We start from the raw sequence: 20,229 nt of genomic DNA, 5'->3' as shown, positions 1-20,229 counted from the left end.
GTAGCGCGTGCATCCCGTCATCAAACTGGTTGCCCAGCGCATTGCGCTGGGCATCCTGCTGCTCTTTGCAGCCTCCATACTGATCTTCGCGGGCACGATGATGCTGCCCGGGGACGTGGCACAGCAGATCCTTGGCCAGTCGGCCACGCCTGAGTCGCTGGCCAACCTCCGTGCAGAGCTGGGTCTGAACGACCCGCCTGTGACCCGTTATTTCCAATGGCTTGGTGGGTTCCTGCAAGGTGACCTTGGCACCGCACTTACGAATGGCCGCGACATTGCCGATAGTGTCGGCACGCGCCTGAAGAACACGCTGTTCCTGGCCTTCTGGGCGGCCGTGATCTCGGTCCCGCTGGCCATCACACTGGGGCTTGTCGCGGTCCGCTACAAGAACCGCTGGCCGGACAAGCTGATCTCGGCCGTGACCCTCACAACCATTTCGATCCCTGAATTTATGATCGGCTATATCCTGATTTTCGTGCTGGCCATCCAGTTGCCCGCTTGGATCAATGCCGCCGAATTCCTGGGCGACCCGATGCAGCAATGGCTGCTTTCGAACTTCCGGTTCTCGTCCGTCGCGCTGATCAACGACTCCATGAGCCTGATCGACAAGATCAAGTCGATAACCATCCCGATCATGGTACTGACGCTGGTGGTGCTGGCGCATATGATGCGTATGACGCGCGCTGCGATCCTCAATGTGATGCAGTCCGCCTATATTGAAACCGCAGAGCTCAAGGGCATGGCGATGCTCAAGATCATCCGCAAACACGCCTTCCCGAACGCCATCGCGCCTATCGTCAACGTGGTGATGATCAACATGGCCTATCTGGTCGTGGGCGTTGTGGTGGTCGAGGTCGTCTTTGCCTATCCAGGCATGGGGCAGTACCTTGTGGACCACGTCAGCAAACGAGACGTGCCCGTTGTGCAGGCCTGCGGTTTGATATTTGCGGCGGTCTACATCGGCCTGAACCTGATTGCCGACGTCGTCTCAATCTTGGCCAATCCGCGGTTGAGGCATCCCAAATGAAGAACATACCCATCTCAGCCATGATTGGCCTGTTTTTTACGGGCATCTATTTTCTCGCCGCGATCTTCGCACCCCTCATCGCCCCCTACGGCATGGCCGAAGTTGTCGGCGATGTGTGGGAACCCTCGTCGTCAGAGCATCTTCTGGGCACCGACAGTATTGGCCGCGACCTGCTGACCCGTCTCATCTACGGCGGCCGCACGACAATCTTCATCGCTACCGCCGCCACGGCCCTCAGCTTTGTGACCGGCGCGGTCCTTGGCTTTTTTGCAGCCGTCTCCGGGGGCTGGGTAGATCAGGTGCTCAGCCGGTTCGTAGATCTCATCATGTCGATCCCTTCGCTTATCTTCGCCCTCGTGGTCCTCTCGGTGATGCCGACGAACATGATTACGCTGATAATTCTTATGGGCCTGCTGGATTCTACCCGTGTCTACCGCCTCTCACGCGCGGTGGCAGTGGACATCACGGTAATGGACTATGTCGAAGCCGCCCGCCTGCGCGGTGAGAAAACGGCTTGGATCATCTTCCGTGAGATCCTGCCCAACGCGCTCAGCCCATTGGTGGCCGAGGTCGGACTGCGCTTTATCTTCATGGTGCTTTTCATCTCCACCCTCTCGTTCCTGGGCCTGGGCGTCCAACCCCCGCAAGCAGACTGGGGCGGTATCGTGAAAGAGAACAAGGAAGGGATCAACTACGGCATCCAGGCGGCCCTCTATCCGGCCTACGCCATCGCCACCTTGTGTATCTCCATCAATCTCGTGGCCGACTGGATCCTCAACCGCACCACATCGCTGAAAGGCGGCCGGGGATGATGCACACGCGCCTTTCAATGTTCCAAAAATATGCACATCCAACGCCCGCATCCGGGCACCGGAGCCCGAGATGACCGACACCCCCCTTCTCAAAGTCCGCGGCCTCAAGATTGGTGCCACGATTTACCCCCCCGGCGAACGCCCCAAAGACATCGAAATCGTGCACGGCGTGGACTTCGATCTCGCCCCAGGCAAGGTTCTGGGCCTGATCGGTGAATCCGGGGCCGGAAAATCAACCATCGGCCTTGCGGCCATGGCCTATGGTCGCGGCGGCGTGGAACTGACTGGTGGCGAAGTCCATGTAAACGGCCGCGACATTCTCCAGACGGGCGTGCGCGACGTGCGCCGTCTGCGCGGCGCGGAAGTGACCTATGTATCGCAATCGGCTGCCGCGTCCTTCAACCCGGCCAAGAAGATCATGGAACAAGTGATCGAAGCCGCCGTGCTGCAAAAGAAATTCAACAAATCAGACGCCGAAGCCCGCGCCGTCGAACTTTTCCGCAAACTGGGCCTTCCGGACCCGGAAAATATTGGCTCGCGGTATCCGCATCAGGTTTCCGGCGGTCAGCTGCAACGCTGCATGACCGCACTGGCGCTATGCCCGGAACCCGACCTCGTGGTCTTTGACGAACCGACCACGGCGCTTGACGTGACGACCCAGATCGACGTGCTGGCAGCGATCAAGGACGCCATCCGCGACACGGGTGTCGCCGCCCTCTATATTACGCACGATCTTGCAGTCGTGGCACAGGTATCAGACCACATCATGGTCCTCAGAATGGGCGAGATGGTGGAATACGGCACCGTTGATCAGATCATCAACGACCCGCAAGAGGACTATACTAAGGCGCTGGTGTCGGTAAGATCCATCCGGCACGAAGAAAAGCAGCCGGGCGATACGCCCATTCTCAAGGTCGAAAACATCACGGCGCGCTACAAGGGCACAGACTTTGATGTTCTCAAGGATATCAGCGTTGAGATGTACCGCGGCCAGACCCTCGCCGTCGTTGGCGAATCCGGCTCGGGCAAATCAACGCTGGCACGCGTCATCACGGGTCTGCTGCCGCCTTCGGCGGGCCAGATCACGTTTGACGGTCGCACGCTGACACCTGACCAGCCAACACGCCCGCTTGAAGACCTGCGCGAGCTGCAGATGATCTATCAGATGGCGGACACCGCGATGAACCCCCGGCAGACGGTTGGGACCATCATCGGACGGCCTCTCGAATTTTATTTCGGGCTGAAGGGCGCTGAAAAACAAAAACGCATTCAGGAACTGCTCGATGAAATCGAACTGGGTGACGGGTTTCAGGACCGCTATCCGGCGGAACTGTCCGGCGGGCAGAAACAACGCGTGTGTATCGCCCGGGCGCTGGCTGCCAAGCCCAAGATGATCATCTGCGACGAAGTCACCTCAGCTCTTGACCCGCTGGTGGCCGATGGCATTCTCAAGCTCCTGCTGGAACTGCAAAAGATCGAAGATGTAGCCTATCTGTTCATCACCCACGATCTGGCCACTGTGAAAGCGATCGCAGATAGCATTGCGGTCATGTTTCAGGGCGAGGTTGTCCGTTACGGCCCGAAATCGCAGGTCCTGTCGCCGCCATTCGACGACTACACGGATCTTTTGCTGAGCTCGGTGCCGGAAATGAAGCTTGGATGGCTCGAAGAGGTGCTGGAACACCGCAAAATGGAAAGCGCTGGCAACTAGGGCGCCTCCACATCCTATTCACCCTTTTGAAAATACCTCGGCGCGCCGGGTGCAGACACACCGGTCATTGGCGTGGCGCAATCGGGACGGCGGGCGGGGCGATCTGAGCCCTCAGGCTCAGGAGCGCTGCGCGCCGTTCCCATGGGCTGCAAAATGACCCGCGAGAATGGGTTCTATCTCGTCATGATAGCGCATTCCCTGCAACACCTGCGTGACCTCTCCGGCCCCATCCAGCAGGACGAGTGTCACATGCGGGACATTATGAACGGCGGCAAAGGCGGCACCGGTATCCTGCCGGATATCGGCCACAAGATAAAGCAGATCACATTCGCCAAATCGCTTCATTGCCTTTTTGGTTTCGCGCTGCAGCGCGGTGCATGTGGGGCACAGTGGGTCATGTACCTGCACAACCGCAGGTTTGCCCTGACCGATGCGCGCAAGGTCATGCTCATGCTGATAGGCCGCGAACCAGCGGCTTCCGGCATAGCCCGCACCGGCAAGCAGCACCGTTGCGATTGCCCCATTGCGTCCCATCCGCAGCATATCGCGCCGAGACCATCCCACCGCCCGTGAGACTTGCGCGGCCTGCGCCGATTTGCGTTTGCTCGTTTTCCGGGCCATCTGCCTCTCCTTGCAATTGCGCCACCTTAACCCGGGATCGCAGCATGACCTCATGACAGTTCGTCACGCGCCTCTCACAAACCCGCGATGACAGTGGTTTCGCACGGCCACTGGCTGAGGCTATAGTGGGGGGAATGAAGGACGCAAATGCACACCACAAATGACACCATCATGCTACTGGGGGGGACCGGAACGGCGGGCCGAGCCGCAGCTCTTCGGCTGCGCGATGAAGGCTACCCGGTGATTGCGGCAGGCCGACGCGATCCTGCCGTCCCGGGCGTGCGGTTCGTGGCGCTGGACATCACCGACCGGGCGGCTGCAACCAAGGCCATGATCGCCCATCGCGTGCGTGGCGTATTGTCGTGCCTTGCGTCCCGCACCGGCGTTCCGCAGGATGCCTGGGCCATCGATTACGATGCGCACGTCACCATTCTGGGGGCATCCGAAGCAGCCGGTGTTGAAAACTTCGTTCTGCTGTCTGCGATTTGCGTACAAAAACCGCGGCTTGCCTTTCAGCACGCCAAACTGGCTTTTGAGGCCGCGCTCGCCGCGTCTTCCCTGACCCATACTATCGTGCGCCCTACAGCCCTTTTCAAATCGCTTTCCGGGCAGGTTGGCCGCGTACAGGCCGGTCGGCCCTATGTAGTGTTTGAGGACGGAAAGCTGACGGCCTGTAAACCGATTTCTGACCGTGACCTCGCCGCTTATCTGGTGTCCTGCCTGCAAGATACCACCCGGCAGAGCCGCACCCTGCCCATCGGCGGGCCCGGCCCGGCCCTGACACCGTTGGACATGGGCAACCGGTTGTTTGAGCTCACCGGTCAGCCTCAGAAATTCCGGCATGTGCCGATAGGCCTGCTTTCGGGGATCGAAAGCGCCCTGCGTGTCGGGGGCCGGATCCTCCCGCCGCTGCGCGCCAAGGCCGCATTGGCGCAGATCGGCAAGTATTACGCGACGGAATCCATGCTGGTCTGGGACCCGGAATCACGCCGCTACGACGCGGACGCCACACCTGAATTTGGCAGCGATCGGCTGTTTGATCATTACGAAAGTCTGATCAACGGCACGGCAACCCCAGAGCGCGGCGATCACGCGGTTTTCTAAGACTTGCAAAATCACCTGTCCTGTCACAGCGTGCTCTCAATAAAAGGACAACGCTCATGAATCGAAAACTGCTGCTGATCATTCTTGATGGAGTGCCGTGGCGCAACTGGCGCAGGCTTTTCGGCAATCTGGAAGGCTGGGTAGACAGCGGCGATGCGCGGGTTTGGAAACTGCGCGCGGTGCTGCCATCCATCTCGGCCTCATGTTATGCATCGATCCATACTGGTGTCTCACCGGCGGTGCATGGCTGCACGGGCAATGGCAACGTCTTTCGCCTGAAGGAAAAGGATGTCTTTGCCCAGGTCCGAGCAGGCGGTGGGGTCACGGGCGCGGTCGCACATTCCTTCTGGTCTGAATTTTTCAACCGCCATCCTTTCGATTATGTCCGCGATATCGAATATGATGAGCCAGACAGTGACACTATCAATCATGGCCGCTTTCATACGATGACGGGCTACGGGATGATCAACCAGATGACCCCCTCTGATGTTGATCTTTTCGGCACGCTGACAAACCTGTGCCAGCGGTTCGGGCTGAACTACGGAATGTTGCACACCTGTACGCTCGACAGCATGGGCCATCGGTTCTTTCATGATTGTCAGGAAATGGACCACGCCTGTGCCGTCATGGACGAGATGCTGGCCCCCTTTATTCCTAAGTGGCTTGCGGCGGGCTATGAAGTGATCGTGACAGCGGATCACGGGCAGGACGAGCGCGGTCATCACGGCGGACGCGGCGCGCTGCAGCAGGAGGCAGCCCTCTACTACTTCGGGCCTGCAGAGGGACCAGCGGAAGACGTGGTCATTGATCAGTTGCAGCTGGCCCCGACGATCCTCAACAGGCTTGGCGCACCGATCGCCGGTTCGATGAAGGCCGATAGCTTTCTGAGCTAGAGTAACCGCCTGCCCCGGATCCTACTGATAGGGCCACCTGCCCTGTCCGAGCGCATCTATCGCCTCAACCACCGTGTCAAAGAACCCCGCAGCGGCCGGAGATATGCCCCTCGCGCGCAGGCATCCGTGCACCATGCCAGGCACATTGATCCATTCTGCACGCCCACCGGCTGCGCGGAGTTTGTCGCAGTAGGTTTCCCCCTCACCCGCCAGAGGATCGCATTGCGCGGAGATGCAGACTGTCGGGGGCAAACCAGAGAATTCCGCGTCCTGCAGCGGCGCAAAGCACCCGTCACCCTTGGGCGGTTCCGCCCCGCCCAAACGCTGGTCGATGAAATAGATCACGTCCTGGGTGGTAAGATGTGGCGCGTTGGCATACCGGACAAAGCTGCCGCGCGTCATGTCGCCGCCCAGACTTGGATAAATCAGGATCTGACCGATAATGCGGCCCGCGACCCGTCTGCGTGCGTGGTGGACAATTGCGGCTGCCAGGGTGCCGCCAGCGCTGTCACCTGCCAACATCAAGTGACCGTCAAAGGCCTCTGCCACGGCTGTAAACGCCGACCAGCCATCATTGAAGCAGCCCGGGTAAACCACCTCTGGTGCAAGCCCGTAGTCCACCGCAATGACGCGGTATCCGGTGCGGTCACAGATTTCTGCGCAGACATCATCGTGCGAGTCCAAATCGCCGACAACGTTGCCACCGCCATGCAGATAAATGAGGGTCACGTCGCTTTCGCACAGCTCGTAACGGCGGCAAGGGACACCGCCGTGATCTTCATCCCAGCTGGACACACCCGCGGGTCGACCCTGATAGAAGACCCGACACACGTCGTTGTAAAGCGCACGCTGTTCTTCGATGGAAAAGTCGACCGCACCAGGCGGATAGAGGGCGTTCACCTTGTCGATGAACGCCCACATGTCAGCATCTATGAGAGTGCGGTAGTCCGGTGCGCTCAAGCTTCTTCCCAAGGTTGAGTGTAGGATCCAAGTGCGCCGTCAACATCCGCCTTGCTGGACCCGTTCATGGTCACCTGTGCCACCAGACCGCGCTTTTTGTCGTCGATCACGTTGGTTACGCGGGCGGCATGGCCCTTGGTCTCCAGGTCGGCGTTGAAGATCCGAGTGATGGCCTGTTTGCGCAGATCGGGCTTGAATATCTTGCCGACAGCCGTCTTGGGCAGTTCGTCCATGATCGTGACATGCTTGGGATGTGCGGCACGTTCCGTCACTTTCTCCTTGCAGAACGCCATCAACTCTTCGGGGGTTGCTGATGCACCTTCCACCAGTTCGACGTACACACAGGGCAATTCACCTGCATGGGCATCGGGCTGGCCAATGGCCCCGGCAAAGCCCACGGCCTCATGCCCCAAAAGCGCCTCTTCGATTTCGGCGGGGTCAATGTTGTGACCGCCGCGAATGATCAGGTCTTTGGAGCGGCCCGTAATCCACATGTAACCGTCGGCGTCGACCCGGCCCAGATCACCTGTGCGCAGATACTTTCCATCGTGGTAAAGGTTCGCGTTCTTTTCTGCTTCTGTATAGGTATTGCCGACATATACACCCGGGTTGGACACACAAATCTCGCCAATCTCATCAACCCCGGCTTCTTCACCGTTCTTGATGATCTTGATGTCTGTGTAGGGGAACGGAATACCGATCGAACCGACCTTCTTTTCACCATCAATCGGGTTGCCGGAAACAAGGCAAGTTGCCTCGGTCATGCCGTAACCTTCGACGATGGTCATGCCGGTCTTGTCTTCAAACCGCTTGAACAGCTCGAGCGGAAGTGGCGCGGATCCAGAGAACGCCGTCTTGACCGACGAGATATCGGCATTCACCGGCACCTGCATAGTTGCGGCCAGCGCCGTCGGCACAGAGACCACAAAGGTCACTTTCCACCGCTCCACCAGCTTCCAGATGTTGTCAAAAACGCCTTCGCCGCGGTAGCCTTGCGGCGTCGGGAATACGACATGGGCACCAGAGGCCAACGCCCCCATGACCATCACCTGACAGGCCATCACGTGAAAGAGCGGCAAGGGGCACAGCAGCACGTCGTCTTCGCTGAGAAGCGTCGTTGTGCCGACCCAACCATTGTAGATTGAGCCGCCATATGTGTGTTGTGCCACCTTTGGCATGCCCGTGGTGCCGCCGGTGTGGAAATAGAAGCCAACGCGGTCTTCCTGCACGTCTTCGAAGTCGAGCGTGGTGTTATGCTTGGCCAGTTCCGCGTTAAAATTCAGGTATTTGGCTTGATTTTGCGTATTGTTCTTGGGCCTGATGAAGGGCACGATCCATGATTTTGGCGGCGTCAGGTAGCGGACAAGATCAACCTCAAGAACGGTATGGACGCCGGGCGCGAGCTTGACCGCGGCAGCGGTTTTTTCCGCCACATCCGTCTTTGGGAAGGGGCGCAGTGTGACAACCACAGACGCACCGGTCTCGCGCAGGATCGAACCGATTTGCTCGGGTTCCAGCAGCGGGTTGATCGGGTTGGAAATGCCGGCAACGGCTCCGCCCAACAGCGTCAGCAGTGTCTCGTTACAGTTGGGCAGCACATAGGCCACAACATCGGTGGGCCCGATACCCAAAGAGCGGAACAGGTTTGCCGCCTGAGATACCTTGCCGTGCAGATCCTTCCAGCTCAGTGTTTCGGCCTTGTCTGTCGCACCCGACAACAACTGAAAACTCATCGCCTTGTAGTCAGGAAACTTGCCTGCAGTCTGGCTTAGCTGGCCATATAACGTGACAGGGACATCTCTGTCCGCCCACGGTTTTTCATTCTCAATCGCCAGCTTGTCAGCGAGCCCACTGTACGCCATCTTCATCCTCCCATGAGCGCCGGTTTGACCAGCGATGTTTTAAGTGCCGTTAAGCATGCGTTGTAATGTCGCAATACACAAGGAAACATGGGGCGGAGCGACGTGGCGTCAAATCGGGCCGCCAAATAAAACGGGGCGCATGCCTCCGCAAGCGCCCCACCCAGTTCTCCCGTGGATGTTGTTTCAGGCGGTTGGGATCCGCAGAACCTGACCGGGATAAATCTTGTCAGGGTCGCTGAGCATCGGCTTGTTGGCCTCAAAAATCTCTGTGTAGCGCGCGCCGTTGCCAAGAGCCTTTTCCGCCACGGCCCACAAGGTATCACCGCTTTCCACCGTATGGAAAACCGGCTCACCCTCGCCACCCTCAACATCGTCCTCGACTTCGGCGACGCCTTCAACGTTACCCACCGCGAGTATCACTTTCTCCTTGGCCTCTTGGCTTGCAGCCTTTCCCGATACCTTAACCTTGTCCCCTTCGACAGAAATTTGGATATCGTCGGAATCAAGTCCGAGTTCTTTCAATTCGTCTTTCAGCGCGCCGCCCGATACTTCATCGTCACCACCGCCACCGAAGACTTTCTTGCCGGCGTCTTTTACGAAACTCCACAAACCCATGATTGACCTCCTTAAGGTTAAGAGAACAACGATCTGAAGAGTCTTTCGTTCCCCCACAAGGCTACAATCCCGCGACAATTCCCCTTTAAATTCTTACCCTGCGCCGATGGCCGGCAGTCTTTGTCGTCAGCGAATGAGTGGCGCGCGGCTAATGCGAGACATCTCAAGATTTTGCGCATCCAGCCCCGCATCGCGTTGCAGTCTTTCGCTCAGCCGATCAAGGTCTGCCTCTTGCTGGAATGACAGCCGAACCAAGTCGCGACATTTAGAGGCACCTCGGGCCAGAACTGTCTTGCCCCGGTGTGTCAGGCCCCCGATAGCCGTAAAAGCGGTCTTTCTTGAGGTGTGCATGTAATCTTTCCTTTGATGGCTTCCTTGCACACAACGTGGCCCTGGCCCCGATCTGCATCAAACGCCGTTCCTTGACATCAATTGTTCCAAAAAGTCACAAAGGGGCATGCCACGTACCCTTCCCCCGCTGAATGCGCTGCGCGCCTTTGAGGCCGCTGGCCGGCTTGGCAGCTTCTCAAAGGCGGCAGAAGAGTTGAATGTGTCCCATTCGGCCATATCGCGGCATGTGCGTGGATTGGAAAAACGCTTGGATGTGCTGTTCTTCAGAACCAAAAACACAGGCGTTGAGTTGACCGAGGTGGGCCAGAGGTATCTGGCAGAGATCACGCCGCTTTTTGACGGGATTGCACTGGCGACTGAGGCGCTTGCCGCGCCGTCCAAGGGCACAGTAACCCTGACCACAGAGAGCACGCTCGCGCAGAAGTGGCTGGTCCCGCGATTGGCCAGACTCAAGCAGGCACACGAGAACATCGACCTCAAGCTTTCGGTGAACCCGCAGGTCATGGACGTCGAGGCCCATGAATTTGACATCGGAATCAGATATTTGCGGACGGAGCCGCCGCAGGATCATGATCTGCTGTTCCCCTCGACCGTTCAGGCGTTTGCCGCACCGGGGTTCATTACAATGATTGACGGTCAGGTGGATCTGCGTGCCTTGGCTGAGGGGCCCTTGATTCAAGATGCGACATTTCGCCTTTGGCCGGAGTGGTTCGCGCGGACGGGCCTAGCTTCCGTTGGTCCCCTTGATCTGCCCCATCCGCTCACTGCGCTGCTTGCCATTCAGTCCGCGGTTTCCGGCCTTGGGGCCGTGCTGATGGACAAGCACCTCTGTGAGCCGGAAGTCCAATCAGGTGCGCTTGTTCCCCTGTCCCCTGTCTCGATCCGCTATGGCGGGTATTATCTGGCCATAAACAGCCAGGCGCGGCGGCGCAAATCTGTGCGGGCCGTGCGGCAGTGGCTACTGGATGAGAGCCAACCGACTGTCAATTGAGCGCGGCGACGAGGAACCAAAGTGAACCGCTCACTCTGCCGCGATCCCATCCGTGAACTGAAGCCGTGCCAGCCGCGCATAAAGCCCGCCCTTGGCCACGAGTGCATCATGGGTGCCAACGGCCACAACCTGTCCGGCCTCCAACACCACGATCCGATCCGCCTTTTTGACCGTCGCCAGACGGTGCGCGACGATCAGTGTCGTGCGGTCTGCGCTAAGCTGATCCACCGCCTGCTGAACCGCACGTTCGCTTTCTGCGTCCAGTGCGCTGGTCGCTTCGTCCAGCAGCAGCACGGGGGCATCGCGCAAGATTGCGCGGGCGATGGCGATGCGTTGTTTTTGCCCGCCTGACAACATCACGCCACGTTCGCCAAGATAGCTGTCATATCCTTCCGGCAATGCAGTGATAAAGTCATGCGCCGCAGCCGCGCGGGCTGCGGCCTGCACTTCGGCGTCGGTGGCGTCGGGGCGGCCAAAGCGGATGTTTTCCGATGCGGAAGCGGCAAAGATCACCGGGTCCTGCGGGACAAGCGCGATGGCCTTGCGAAACGCATTTCGGGCCATGTCGCGCAGATCCATACCATCAAGCATGATACGTCCCGCCGAAGGGTCGTAGAAGCGCAGGATCAGCTGGATGATCGTCGTTTTGCCGGCCCCTGAGGGCCCGACAAAGGCAACTGTTTCGCCCGGCCTGATTTCTAGGTCCACACCGGCAAGCGCGGGCATGTCGGGGCGCGCGGGATAGGAAAAATGTACATCCTCAAAGGTGATACGGCCCGTAACAGGATCGGGCAAAGGGGCGCCGGTATCAGGATCCTGGACGCTGTCCCTGGACTGCAAAAGCTCCACCAAACGTTCGGTGGCTCCCGCAGCGCGCTGCAATTCGCTCCAGATTTCCGACAGGGCTGCGACGGCACCGGCGACCATGACGGCATAGATCACAAACTGAACCAACGCGCCGGCGCTCATGTCCCCTGCCCGCACGTCGCGTGCACCGATCCACAGAACGCCGACAACACCGGAAAACACCAGAAAGATCACGATCACCGTCATCAACGCTCGGGTAAAGATACGGCGGCGGGCCGCGTCAAGGGACGCCTCAGTCATCTGCGCAAACTGCCCCCGGCTGGCAATTTCATGGGTAAAGGCCTGAACGGTTTGTACCGCGCTCAGACTTTCCGAAGCGTTGCCGGAACTGGCCGCGATCCAGTCTTGGTTTTCGCGCGAAATCACCCGCAAACGGCGACCCAGTGTTAAGATCGGGATGACCACCGCAGGTACAATAAGCAGCACCAGCCCAGTGAGCTTGGCCGAGGTCAGCATCATCAGCACCAGCCCGCCCGCAAAGATCAGCACGTTCCGCAGCGCAATGGACACCGATGATCCGATCACGCTGAGGATCAAAGTGGTGTCCGTCGTGATCCGGCTTAGGACTTCGCCGGTCATGATCTTTTCATAAAAGGCCGGGCTCATCCCGATCACACGGTCAAAGACCGCCTTGCGGATATCCGCCACGACCTGCTCCCCCAACCGGGTTACCAGCGCGTACCGCAAGCCGGTACCAATGGCCAAAAGCGCCGCAATACCCAAGGCGGCCATGAAATACAGATCCAGCAGCCCGACATCTTTTGTCCCAAAATTATCGATCACCCGCCGTACCGCCAGCGGCAACGTGAGCGAGATCACGGCCGTCATGACCAGCGCCAGAACGGCTGCGGCCATCAGACCACGATAGGGAAACATGAATGGCAACAGCGCGCGCAATGCACGGATCTCGCGTGACTTTTCGCGCTCTTCGGATGCTGCATTTGCCGGTGTTGGAGCCTGCGCCATGGCGTGTCCTTGTCTGATCGCCCGTGTGATGGACCGCACGCGCCGCGGGGTCAAGGCGGCAGAGTGTCAGGGTTTAAGTATACGTGTCGCAGACGGCTAGGGCCGAGCCCGCACCTCACGCTTGGCGCGAAAACCCACACATCCGCAATAAAGCAGCGCTGCTCACGATTTACCTGGCTCCATCCGAGCCATTTTCACCAACGGGCGGGAAAATGGGTTCCTGGAGCGGGCGGCGGGAATCGAACCCGCGTCATCAGCTTGGAAGGCAATGCTTTAAAATGAATATAACCTCATGTTAGCATATTGCTTATGCCAACTACACAATCCATTTTGTAGGTGGTGTGTCGGTGGAGAATTTCTGGAGCGGGCGGCGGGAATCGAACCCGCATCTCTTGCTTGGAAGGCAAGGGTCTTACCATTACACAACGCCCGCTCGACAGAATCTGGTAGTATTTGATGGCTGTAGCAGCGTCAAGCGAACCAGCCAATAACACCAAGAAATAGCGATCTTTGCTGCGCATCCGTCGTAGTCGGGAAATTGTAACAAGGGCGGAAAGCGGAACTTCTCTGCGAGTGCCACATGAGCTCAATTGCAAGGTCAAAACGGACATTGGTCGACAATGACCTGTCGACGCTGAACAAATGGGTGACGGCACATCGTGACACGGATGTCGTGTCTGATAAGGACCTCGACCTTGCCCGCGAGAATGAACGGCTTCGACGCGAGAACTGCATTCTCAAGGAGGAGAGGGAGATCTTAAAAAAGCAACGCAGTTCTTCGCGGGCCAAAAACCATGAGGTTTAAGTTCATTGAAGAACACCGCGATGCGTTTTGCGCCAATCGGATGTGTGTCTTGCTGGATGTCAGCGAACGCGGCCTATGCGCATATCGCAGTCGCCCGGCCAGCCAAAGGCAACGGACTGACATGGTTGTCTTGGCGCATATCAAGGAACAATCTCGTCTCAGTCTAGGCAGCTACGGTCGTCCAAGGATGACCGAAGAACTGAAGGAGCTAGGCCTGAGCGTGGGGCATCGTCGTGTCGGTCGGCTGATGCGTGAGAATGGCATCCGCGTTGAGCGGTCGAAGAAGTACAAGGTCACGACGGACAGCAACAATGCCTTCAACATCGCGCCGAACCTGCTGAACCGAGACTTCTATGCTGATGGCCCCAATCAGAAATGGGCAGGCGACATCAGCTATGTCTGGACCCGAGAAGGGTGGCTGTATCTGGCAGTGATCCTTGACCTTCATTCTCGCCGCGTGATCGGCTGGGCGGTCAGCAACAGGATGAAGCGTGACCTGGCGATCCGGGCATTGAAGATGGCTGTGGCACTGCGGCAACCGCCCAAAGGCTGCATTCAACACACAGATCGTGGGTCGCAATACTGTTCGCATGACTATAAAAAAATCCTGCGCCAGCACGGCTTCAAAGTATCGATGTCTGGCAAAGGAAATTGCTACGACAACTCCGCCGTCGAAACCTTCTTCAAAACGATCAAAGTAGAATTGATCTGGCGGCGTTCGTGGGAAACCAGACGGCAGGCCGAAGCGGCGATCTTCCAGTACATCAACGGCTTCCATAATCCACGAAGACGGCATTCAGCCTTGGGATGGAAAAGCCCGGTCGCCTTCGAACGGAAAGTGGCCTAAACGAGCACTTGGGGCGGCACAAAAGCGGGACAGGTCCAATCCATCTGGGACAGTCTTAGATACACAAGAATTGTTGGAGGATCTTGCGACCCGCCATCAAGGTCGGACCGTTACCAAAATACGTCAGGCGGATCGTTTCGCATGTGCCATTTATGCAAGTCTGGTCGGGTGCTGAAAGAGTATGTATTACTCACCCTAAAGCTGTAGAAAGAAAGTGCTCCAATGCTTGCTCGCATTTTATTGGCCGTTTTCATCGGCGCGATGTCCACGTCAGCTGGTGCGCAGTCGCGGTCCGTTTCGCTGGACGGTGTGACGGCGTATGATCCGCAAGCGCTTCTTGAGTTCGCCACACAGGTTTCACTTTCGCGGTACGGCGTGGTTGATGTATCCACGTTGATCGACGTGATTGAGGTCATTTATCGCGAAGATGGGTATTTTCTTGCCGAAGTTTTCCTGGAGCCCAATGGGACATCCTTGTTCGTCGATGAGGGCTCCATTGGCAGCGTTGTTATTGAGGGCTCTGACGCTGATGCGGCATCGCTGATAATGCGGTATATGCAACCTCTCCTTGAGACACGGCCAACGACACTCACTGATTTCGAGCGGGCTTTGATGCTTTCTGATGACATTGGGTCCGTTTCTGTTACAGCAGAGGTCGCTTATCCTGATCCGAATGGTCCTGCAGAGCTTCGCGTTGTTGCGATCGATGAACAGAGGTCCAGCGGTTTCATCACGCTGGACCATCCGGCGCGCGAACTTGGCAACGAAGCGACCTTAACTTTCGGCCAAACCTTCCTGAGTGCGTTCACACCCGGCGACCTTTTGGGGATCGAACTCTCCGGGACGAGTGACTTTTCAGGTGATGATACATTGTTTGGGGCACTACGATACCGCCTACCTTTGGGTGGTAGTGGGGCCTATGCAGAGACATATCTCGGCAACGTCGGGGCGCGCCGTGATGTTGATGGTGCCTTGCAGGAAACAGATATCGCCGGGCGAACTGCGATCTTCGCATTGGGATACCCCGTGCTCCGGGACATCGATACTTATGGCTACGGGTTGTTAGAATTTCGCCATTCCAGCACAGAGATTGATGTCGCTGGAGAGGAATTCGACAGTGAGATCAATGCAATTTCGGCAACATGGATTTACGGTAAAGCGTTCGAAAATGGGGCCGCATGGGAATATGCGGCGTCATTGACCTACGGAGCGCGCGCATCCGATTTGGATGGATTCACCGATGGTGATGAAAGCTTCACGCATCTGCGTTTTGGTGCCGGGGTCAACGTTCCGAATAATTGGCTGGGTGAACACAGTTATCTGCATGCCGAATTCTGGGGGCAGGTGACCAACAATGAACTCCCCTCAGCGGAACAGTTCTACATCGGCGGACGCTTTGATGAGCGGGGATATCGCTTTGCGGAAGCGCAGGGCGACAGTGGCCTTTCAGCGACCGTCTCAATCGGACGAGACTTATTTCCGAATTCGGCTGCTGTCGAACGCATGCGTCCCTTCATATTTGCGGATGTGGGATACGTGGTAAGAAATAGCGATGACGGGGATGACACGTTCGCATCTCTGGGTGTCGGCCTAGATACGCACTTTACCAACAATTTGTTCGCGACCACGCATGTAGCCGTACCTCTGACTGATGGTCCAACGACGAATGAACACGACCCATCTCTCTATATTGGTCTGACAAGGAGCTGGTAAGTGAAACATTTGGCCGCTGTCACATTTCTTATCGGATTGTCCTGCGGAACTACCGCGATCGCGGCTGGCAGTCATTACGGATGGTGCAATGGCCGAGGGAACCCACACGCCAGCACACAATGTGGTGGTTCGAGCGGAGGGTCAGCAAACACCCCAGGGCCAACTATGTCTCCAAGCGAAGTTCCCACAGCGAACCCCTTACCTACCACAGAAGGAAGCGTTCCGACGCCTTCGGTAGCGCCTGTTCTCGTGCCGTCGATTGCTCCGAATGCTGTTCCCGGCCAAGTACCGATTGCTGTGCCCAATCAGGTCCCACAGGCCATTCCGGGGCAGGTTCCGACCCCTCTGGCCGTGCCTAACCAAGTGCCGCAGCCGATCCCGGGTCGGGTTCCGACGCCGCTGGCCGTACCGAACCAGGTGCCGCAGCCGATCCCGGGTCAGGTTCCGACCCCTTTGGCCGTGCCTAACCAAGTGCCGCAGCCGATCCCGAGTCAGGTTCCGACGCCGCTGGCCGTGCCTAACCAGGTGCCGCAGCCGATCCCGGGTCGGGTTCCGACGCCGCTGGCCGTACCGAACCAGGTGCCGCAGCCGATCCCGGGTCAGGTTCCGACCCCTTTGGCCGTGCCTAACCAAGTGCCGCAGCCGATCCCGAGTCAGGTTCCGACGCCGCTGGCCGTGCCTAACCAGGTGCCGCAGCCGATCCCGAGTCAGGTTCCGACGCCGCTGGCCGTACCGAACCAGGTGCCGCAGCCGGGCCCTGGTCAAGTCCCAGTCGCGGTGCCAGGGAGAGTGCCAGGCCAAGTTCCGCAAACGGTTCTTGTACTTCCCAGACCAAAACCAGTGGTGCCCAACCGCGTTCCCTTGCCCCTCGGTCAAACCGTGAGTGTTCCTTCCGGTACAGTTCAAACCGGGCAACCTGTCTTACCGAACGTGCCACAGACTGTGCCTGCCAAGGTCACTGTACCCGTATCCGTTCCGCTGATGATCCCACAAATCGTTCCGAACGCGCGGCCCCAAGCCAGACCGCAAACGATTCCTCAAATGGTCCCGACCGCAGTGCCCAAGATCGTGCATAGGCCGAAACCGAGGCCAGACGGCATCGGACGCGAGTTGATCACCGCAACGCCAGGACGCCAACCCGCGCATAATCCTCCGGCGTTCCGAGGCAAAGCAGACGGGGAAACCTGGAACTGTTTGGCAAGCGGTCACGGTAAGCGCAAATCTGTGCGGAATGGAAAAGTCGTTTCATCGGGTGCGCTACGCCATGTGGGATCGGTTGACGTGCTTGGGCGCGATCTTCCAGCTTTGCACCCACGGCACTCGCACTGCATTGTGTCGGTTAAGCGGCGAAAACAGTAGCGTGTTAGACCCTTGCCGATTGTCTTTGCGGTTGGGATTGCTTGGACGTTGCAAGCTGAAGGCTTACCCGAATGTACGCGGTCTCTAGCCGGCTCGTCTTTGTCCTTTGATATTGGCTGCCCGCTACAATTCCTCGCCCCAATCCTGACCCAACAACAGTCTGTATTCCATCAGTCCTGCAACGCCGCCTTGAGATTGCGTGAAGCAATCCCTAAGTCGTCGAACACTGTTGGCACAAAGAACTGCCTGATTGCATTGTTGAGCCTCATGTCGGCCCGCGCTTCTCCCGGGCTGGCCTGAGCGGAAGCGGCTTTCTCCAACTCCACTGCGTTGAGAACGGCTGCGGGCGTTCCTGCGACGGCTTGGAGCAGTGCGCTGATGGTCAAATGTTCTACTTGGTTGTTGTTCTCAGCGGGCCCCACAAATCGCTCCTTGAAACCACTCGTTCCCCAAACCTCGCCAACCGACATTGGGGTTTTGACATCATATTGGTAGATCGTCTTGACGCTAAACCGTCCGACAAATCCATGGTCGAATATCGGTCGGCCAAGTCCCGGGATGCGTCGCGTCGTGCCAGCGACGAGCGTCTGCCAGGACATCAGCGTGGCTGCTTCGACCGAGCGGAGCTTTGGCCCGTGTTGCAATCGACGGTCTTCTGGCAACGAGAGGATATAGCTGTGCGATACATCCAGAATGTCGAAGGCGGCGTTTAATGCCGTGTCATCGGGATTGGCCCCCGCGCGATACTCATAGAAACGCCCATAAGCTCTTGAGAGCACATCAACATAGGGACGGCCGCGATCATCCGCCAGATGCGCGACAATCGCGTGGGGTGTCCAACCGTCTTTGATCAAGGCAGGCGTCTCTACGTCCCAGAATGCGCTGGGGATTGATCTGCCTTGCACGGCAGACAGACGTGACAGAGTGTTCAGGTCCTCTGCATATTCCAAAAGCGATGCGGAACTCACTTGCCCACGTTCCAGTCGTGCGAGATGCGCGGTCACACCCGTGTCGCCCAATACCGGCGTGTCATTCAGGCCAGCCTCAAGGAGCGCGCGACGGACAGTGTCCGGCGTCGCATCATCGCCAACAAGCGTTGAACGCGGTTCGAGGGAACGGGGCGGATCGGTTGTAACGTCGATGATCTCGCGTTGCACCAAGAACACTGCGACCGCAACTGCGGCAACGGCGCAGAGCGCAACACCGAGAAGCGACTTCACGGTTTCTTCACCGCTTTTGGACCGTTACTTTTGACGCCCACCCACATCAGACAGGCCGACAAGACCAGACAGGCTGGAACGAGCGACAAAGCGATACGATAGTTGCCGCTGGACTGATCGAGCATTTCACCAATTAGTGGCTGGAAGATAACGGCTGACGCAATGCCGATCATATTCACGAAGGCGATAATCTTGCCAGTTTCGGTTGCTTCCGCCCCTTCCTTGGCCATGGCGAATGTCAGAATCTGTGCACCCGAAAAAGCACCGCCCAGAAAAAGCGCTGCACTCAAGAGTGCGACGGACGAAGTGGCCGAATAGATTGCAAAGCCAAAGCAGATGGCGGCAAGGCAGGCATTGCTGACAATGATAACGCGTGGACGCCCGGAGCGGTCGGCGACAATACCAGCGACGACGCTTCCCAAAGCCATACCCCAAAAGACCATTGAGACCGCGAATTCAGCCGAGACCTGCGACAGGCCATGGTCCTGCATCAGGTCGCTTTGCCCCCAAAGCCCGCCGAATACATTGATGGGCATGTAATAAAGCGCACCACAAAGCGCGATGATCCAAAGACGCCGATTGCGAAAAATCGATGCGAAGCCCGAAACTAATGGAGGCGCAGATGCCTCACGGGTGGCTGGGGCCACTCCAGGAACGAACACAACCATCAAGGCTGCAATGAGCAGACCAATTGCGCCTGTTGCAACAAAGGCGATCCGCCAGCCCGTCGTAACCATCATGTCAGTCAGCACAACGGCCCCGATCGCCGCGCCGATCATACCAACCATGTTCACTACGCCCGAGAGCATGGCAAATCGTTCCGCCGGGAATTGATGTGTAACGACAAACAGGGCGGACACGAAAGCGAATGAGGCACCGAGGCCTGTCAGGAAACGACCTATAGTGGCCAGCATAGGCGCATCAGCAACGCCAAACAGAAGTACGCCGAGTGCGCAAATCGCACAGGCGGGGAAAACTAGCCGCTTGGCGCCGAAACGGTCAAGAAGCGCCCCGACAACAAGCTGCATCGGCGCGTAGACCCAGAAAAAGACGCTAGACAAGGTGCCAAAACGCGCATTCGACAGCCCGAAGTCGGATGCGATCTGGTCGATGGCCAAGCTTGGCAAAATGCGGGCAACGAATTCAAACAGAAAGAATGCCGCAACAAGAACAAGGGCGATCAGCGCACCAGTCGTGCCGACGCGATCAGAAGCGCTCATAGCCGGTGACTTCATCCCCGCTATATTCACACTGACCGGCAGCGCGGATGTCCGGGTCGGACCAGTCCACCACCCAATAGATTTTTGTCACGCCGTCATTGGATGAGGCGGGCCACACAGACAGCGCGGCATTTGGCAGGTCGGCGAATTCCGATACCTCCCAAAGGTGGTCATGGCAGGCCTTGAGAGCATCTGTCGTCTCTCGGTCAAAAGCGAGAACGGCCGAAGACATCGAGACGACGGCAATGCCGACGAGCGAAATTGTGCGAAGGAGTAAAGTCATGT

At 58.1% G+C, this 20,229-nt stretch carries 16 protein-coding genes, 1 tRNA gene and 1 pseudogene; 8 read left to right on the top strand and 10 right to left on the bottom strand.

The window, feature by feature from the left end:
* The first annotated feature begins 7 nt into the window (after window positions 1-7).
* From H9Q16_RS01695 to H9Q16_RS01685, 3 genes are all read left to right on the top strand, one after another.
* Entirely contained in the window at window positions 8-1,027 is a 1,020-nt protein-coding gene (locus H9Q16_RS01695; RefSeq protein WP_191073644.1) for an ABC transporter permease subunit, read from the top strand.
* The gene (locus H9Q16_RS01690) at window positions 1,024-1,839 is read left to right on the top strand and encodes an ABC transporter permease (RefSeq protein WP_191073643.1); all 816 of its coding nucleotides are present in this window, start codon (window positions 1,024-1,026) and stop codon (window positions 1,837-1,839) included. Before H9Q16_RS01695 ends, H9Q16_RS01690 begins: the two co-directional genes overlap by 4 nt.
* A gap of 70 nt (window positions 1,840-1,909) precedes the next feature.
* Entirely contained in the window at window positions 1,910-3,550 is a 1,641-nt protein-coding gene (locus H9Q16_RS01685; RefSeq protein ID WP_191073642.1) for an ABC transporter ATP-binding protein, read from the top strand.
* A gap of 117 nt (window positions 3,551-3,667) precedes the next feature.
* Here the strand turns inward: H9Q16_RS01685 and H9Q16_RS01680 are convergent, their stop codons facing one another.
* Entirely contained in the window at window positions 3,668-4,171 is a 504-nt protein-coding gene (locus tag H9Q16_RS01680) for a thioredoxin domain-containing protein (protein WP_191073641.1), read from the bottom strand.
* 147 nt (window positions 4,172-4,318) lie between these two features.
* Between H9Q16_RS01680 and H9Q16_RS01675 the strand changes: the two genes are divergently transcribed.
* Entirely contained in the window at window positions 4,319-5,275 is a 957-nt protein-coding gene (locus H9Q16_RS01675) for an NAD(P)H-binding protein (RefSeq protein ID WP_216859277.1), read from the top strand.
* Between the two features lie 56 nt (window positions 5,276-5,331).
* Window positions 5,332-6,168 (top strand): alkaline phosphatase family protein, encoded by an 837-nt coding sequence (locus H9Q16_RS01670; protein ID WP_191073640.1) that lies wholly within the window; start codon window positions 5,332-5,334, stop codon window positions 6,166-6,168.
* Between the two features lie 21 nt (window positions 6,169-6,189).
* On the opposite strand, the gene H9Q16_RS01665 is transcribed toward H9Q16_RS01670, so the two are convergent.
* From H9Q16_RS01665 to H9Q16_RS01650, 4 genes are all read right to left on the bottom strand, one after another.
* A complete protein-coding gene (locus tag H9Q16_RS01665; RefSeq protein ID WP_246455421.1) occupies window positions 6,190-7,128 on the bottom strand; it encodes an alpha/beta hydrolase in 939 nt (312 codons plus the stop codon).
* The gene (locus H9Q16_RS01660) at window positions 7,125-8,990 is read right to left on the bottom strand and encodes an acyl-CoA synthetase (RefSeq protein WP_191073639.1); all 1,866 of its coding nucleotides are present in this window, start codon (window positions 8,988-8,990) and stop codon (window positions 7,125-7,127) included. Before H9Q16_RS01660 ends, H9Q16_RS01665 begins: the two co-directional genes overlap by 4 nt.
* A gap of 183 nt (window positions 8,991-9,173) precedes the next feature.
* Entirely contained in the window at window positions 9,174-9,605 is a 432-nt protein-coding gene (gene lysM / locus H9Q16_RS01655; protein ID WP_191073638.1) for a peptidoglycan-binding protein LysM, read from the bottom strand.
* 126 nt (window positions 9,606-9,731) lie between these two features.
* Window positions 9,732-9,956: a hypothetical protein gene (locus H9Q16_RS01650; protein ID WP_191073637.1), complete on the bottom strand. Its 225-nt coding sequence runs from the start codon at window positions 9,954-9,956 to the stop codon at window positions 9,732-9,734.
* Between the two features lie 106 nt (window positions 9,957-10,062).
* On the opposite strand from H9Q16_RS01650, the gene H9Q16_RS01645 reads away from it, so the two are divergent.
* The gene (locus tag H9Q16_RS01645) at window positions 10,063-10,947 is read left to right on the top strand and encodes a LysR substrate-binding domain-containing protein (RefSeq protein ID WP_191073636.1); all 885 of its coding nucleotides are present in this window, start codon (window positions 10,063-10,065) and stop codon (window positions 10,945-10,947) included.
* Window positions 10,948-10,977: 30 nt separating this feature from the next.
* Here H9Q16_RS01645 and H9Q16_RS01640 read toward each other — a convergent pair whose 3' ends face one another.
* Window positions 10,978-12,780: an ABC transporter transmembrane domain-containing protein gene (locus tag H9Q16_RS01640; protein WP_191073635.1), complete on the bottom strand. Its 1,803-nt coding sequence runs from the start codon at window positions 12,778-12,780 to the stop codon at window positions 10,978-10,980.
* A 359-nt stretch (window positions 12,781-13,139) separates the two neighbouring features.
* Window positions 13,140-13,213, bottom strand: a tRNA-Gly gene (locus tag H9Q16_RS01635).
* Window positions 13,214-13,405: 192 nt separating this feature from the next.
* Here H9Q16_RS01635 and H9Q16_RS01630 point away from each other — a divergent pair.
* Window positions 13,406-14,432, top strand: a pseudogene (locus tag H9Q16_RS01630) (IS3 family transposase); the annotation flags it as partial.
* Window positions 14,433-14,693: 261 nt separating this feature from the next.
* Complete coding sequence (locus tag H9Q16_RS01625) at window positions 14,694-16,145, top strand: ShlB/FhaC/HecB family hemolysin secretion/activation protein (protein WP_191073634.1); 1,452 nt, start codon at window positions 14,694-14,696, stop codon at window positions 16,143-16,145.
* A gap of 1,529 nt (window positions 16,146-17,674) precedes the next feature.
* On the opposite strand, the gene H9Q16_RS01620 is transcribed toward H9Q16_RS01625, so the two are convergent.
* Genes H9Q16_RS01620 through H9Q16_RS01610 form a run of 3 tightly spaced genes read right to left on the bottom strand, consistent with a single transcriptional unit; the run spans window position 17,675 to window position 20,227 of the window.
* A complete protein-coding gene (locus H9Q16_RS01620) occupies window positions 17,675-18,724 on the bottom strand; it encodes a hypothetical protein (RefSeq protein ID WP_191073633.1) in 1,050 nt (349 codons plus the stop codon).
* Window positions 18,721-19,944: an MFS transporter gene (locus H9Q16_RS01615; protein ID WP_191073632.1), complete on the bottom strand. Its 1,224-nt coding sequence runs from the start codon at window positions 19,942-19,944 to the stop codon at window positions 18,721-18,723. Before H9Q16_RS01615 ends, H9Q16_RS01620 begins: the two co-directional genes overlap by 4 nt.
* On the bottom strand, window positions 19,931-20,227 hold the full coding sequence (locus tag H9Q16_RS01610) for a hypothetical protein (protein ID WP_191073631.1): 297 nt from the start codon (window positions 20,225-20,227) through the stop codon (window positions 19,931-19,933). Before H9Q16_RS01610 ends, H9Q16_RS01615 begins: the two co-directional genes overlap by 14 nt.
* Between the last annotated feature and the right edge of the window lie 2 nt (window positions 20,228-20,229).

The sequence above is a fragment of the Sulfitobacter aestuariivivens genome (assembly GCF_014763045.1).
Classification (GTDB): Bacteria; Pseudomonadota; Alphaproteobacteria; order Rhodobacterales; family Rhodobacteraceae; genus Sulfitobacter; species Sulfitobacter aestuariivivens.
Note: the sequence above shows the minus strand (reverse complement) of the source record. Positions and strands in the feature narration are given on the sequence as shown.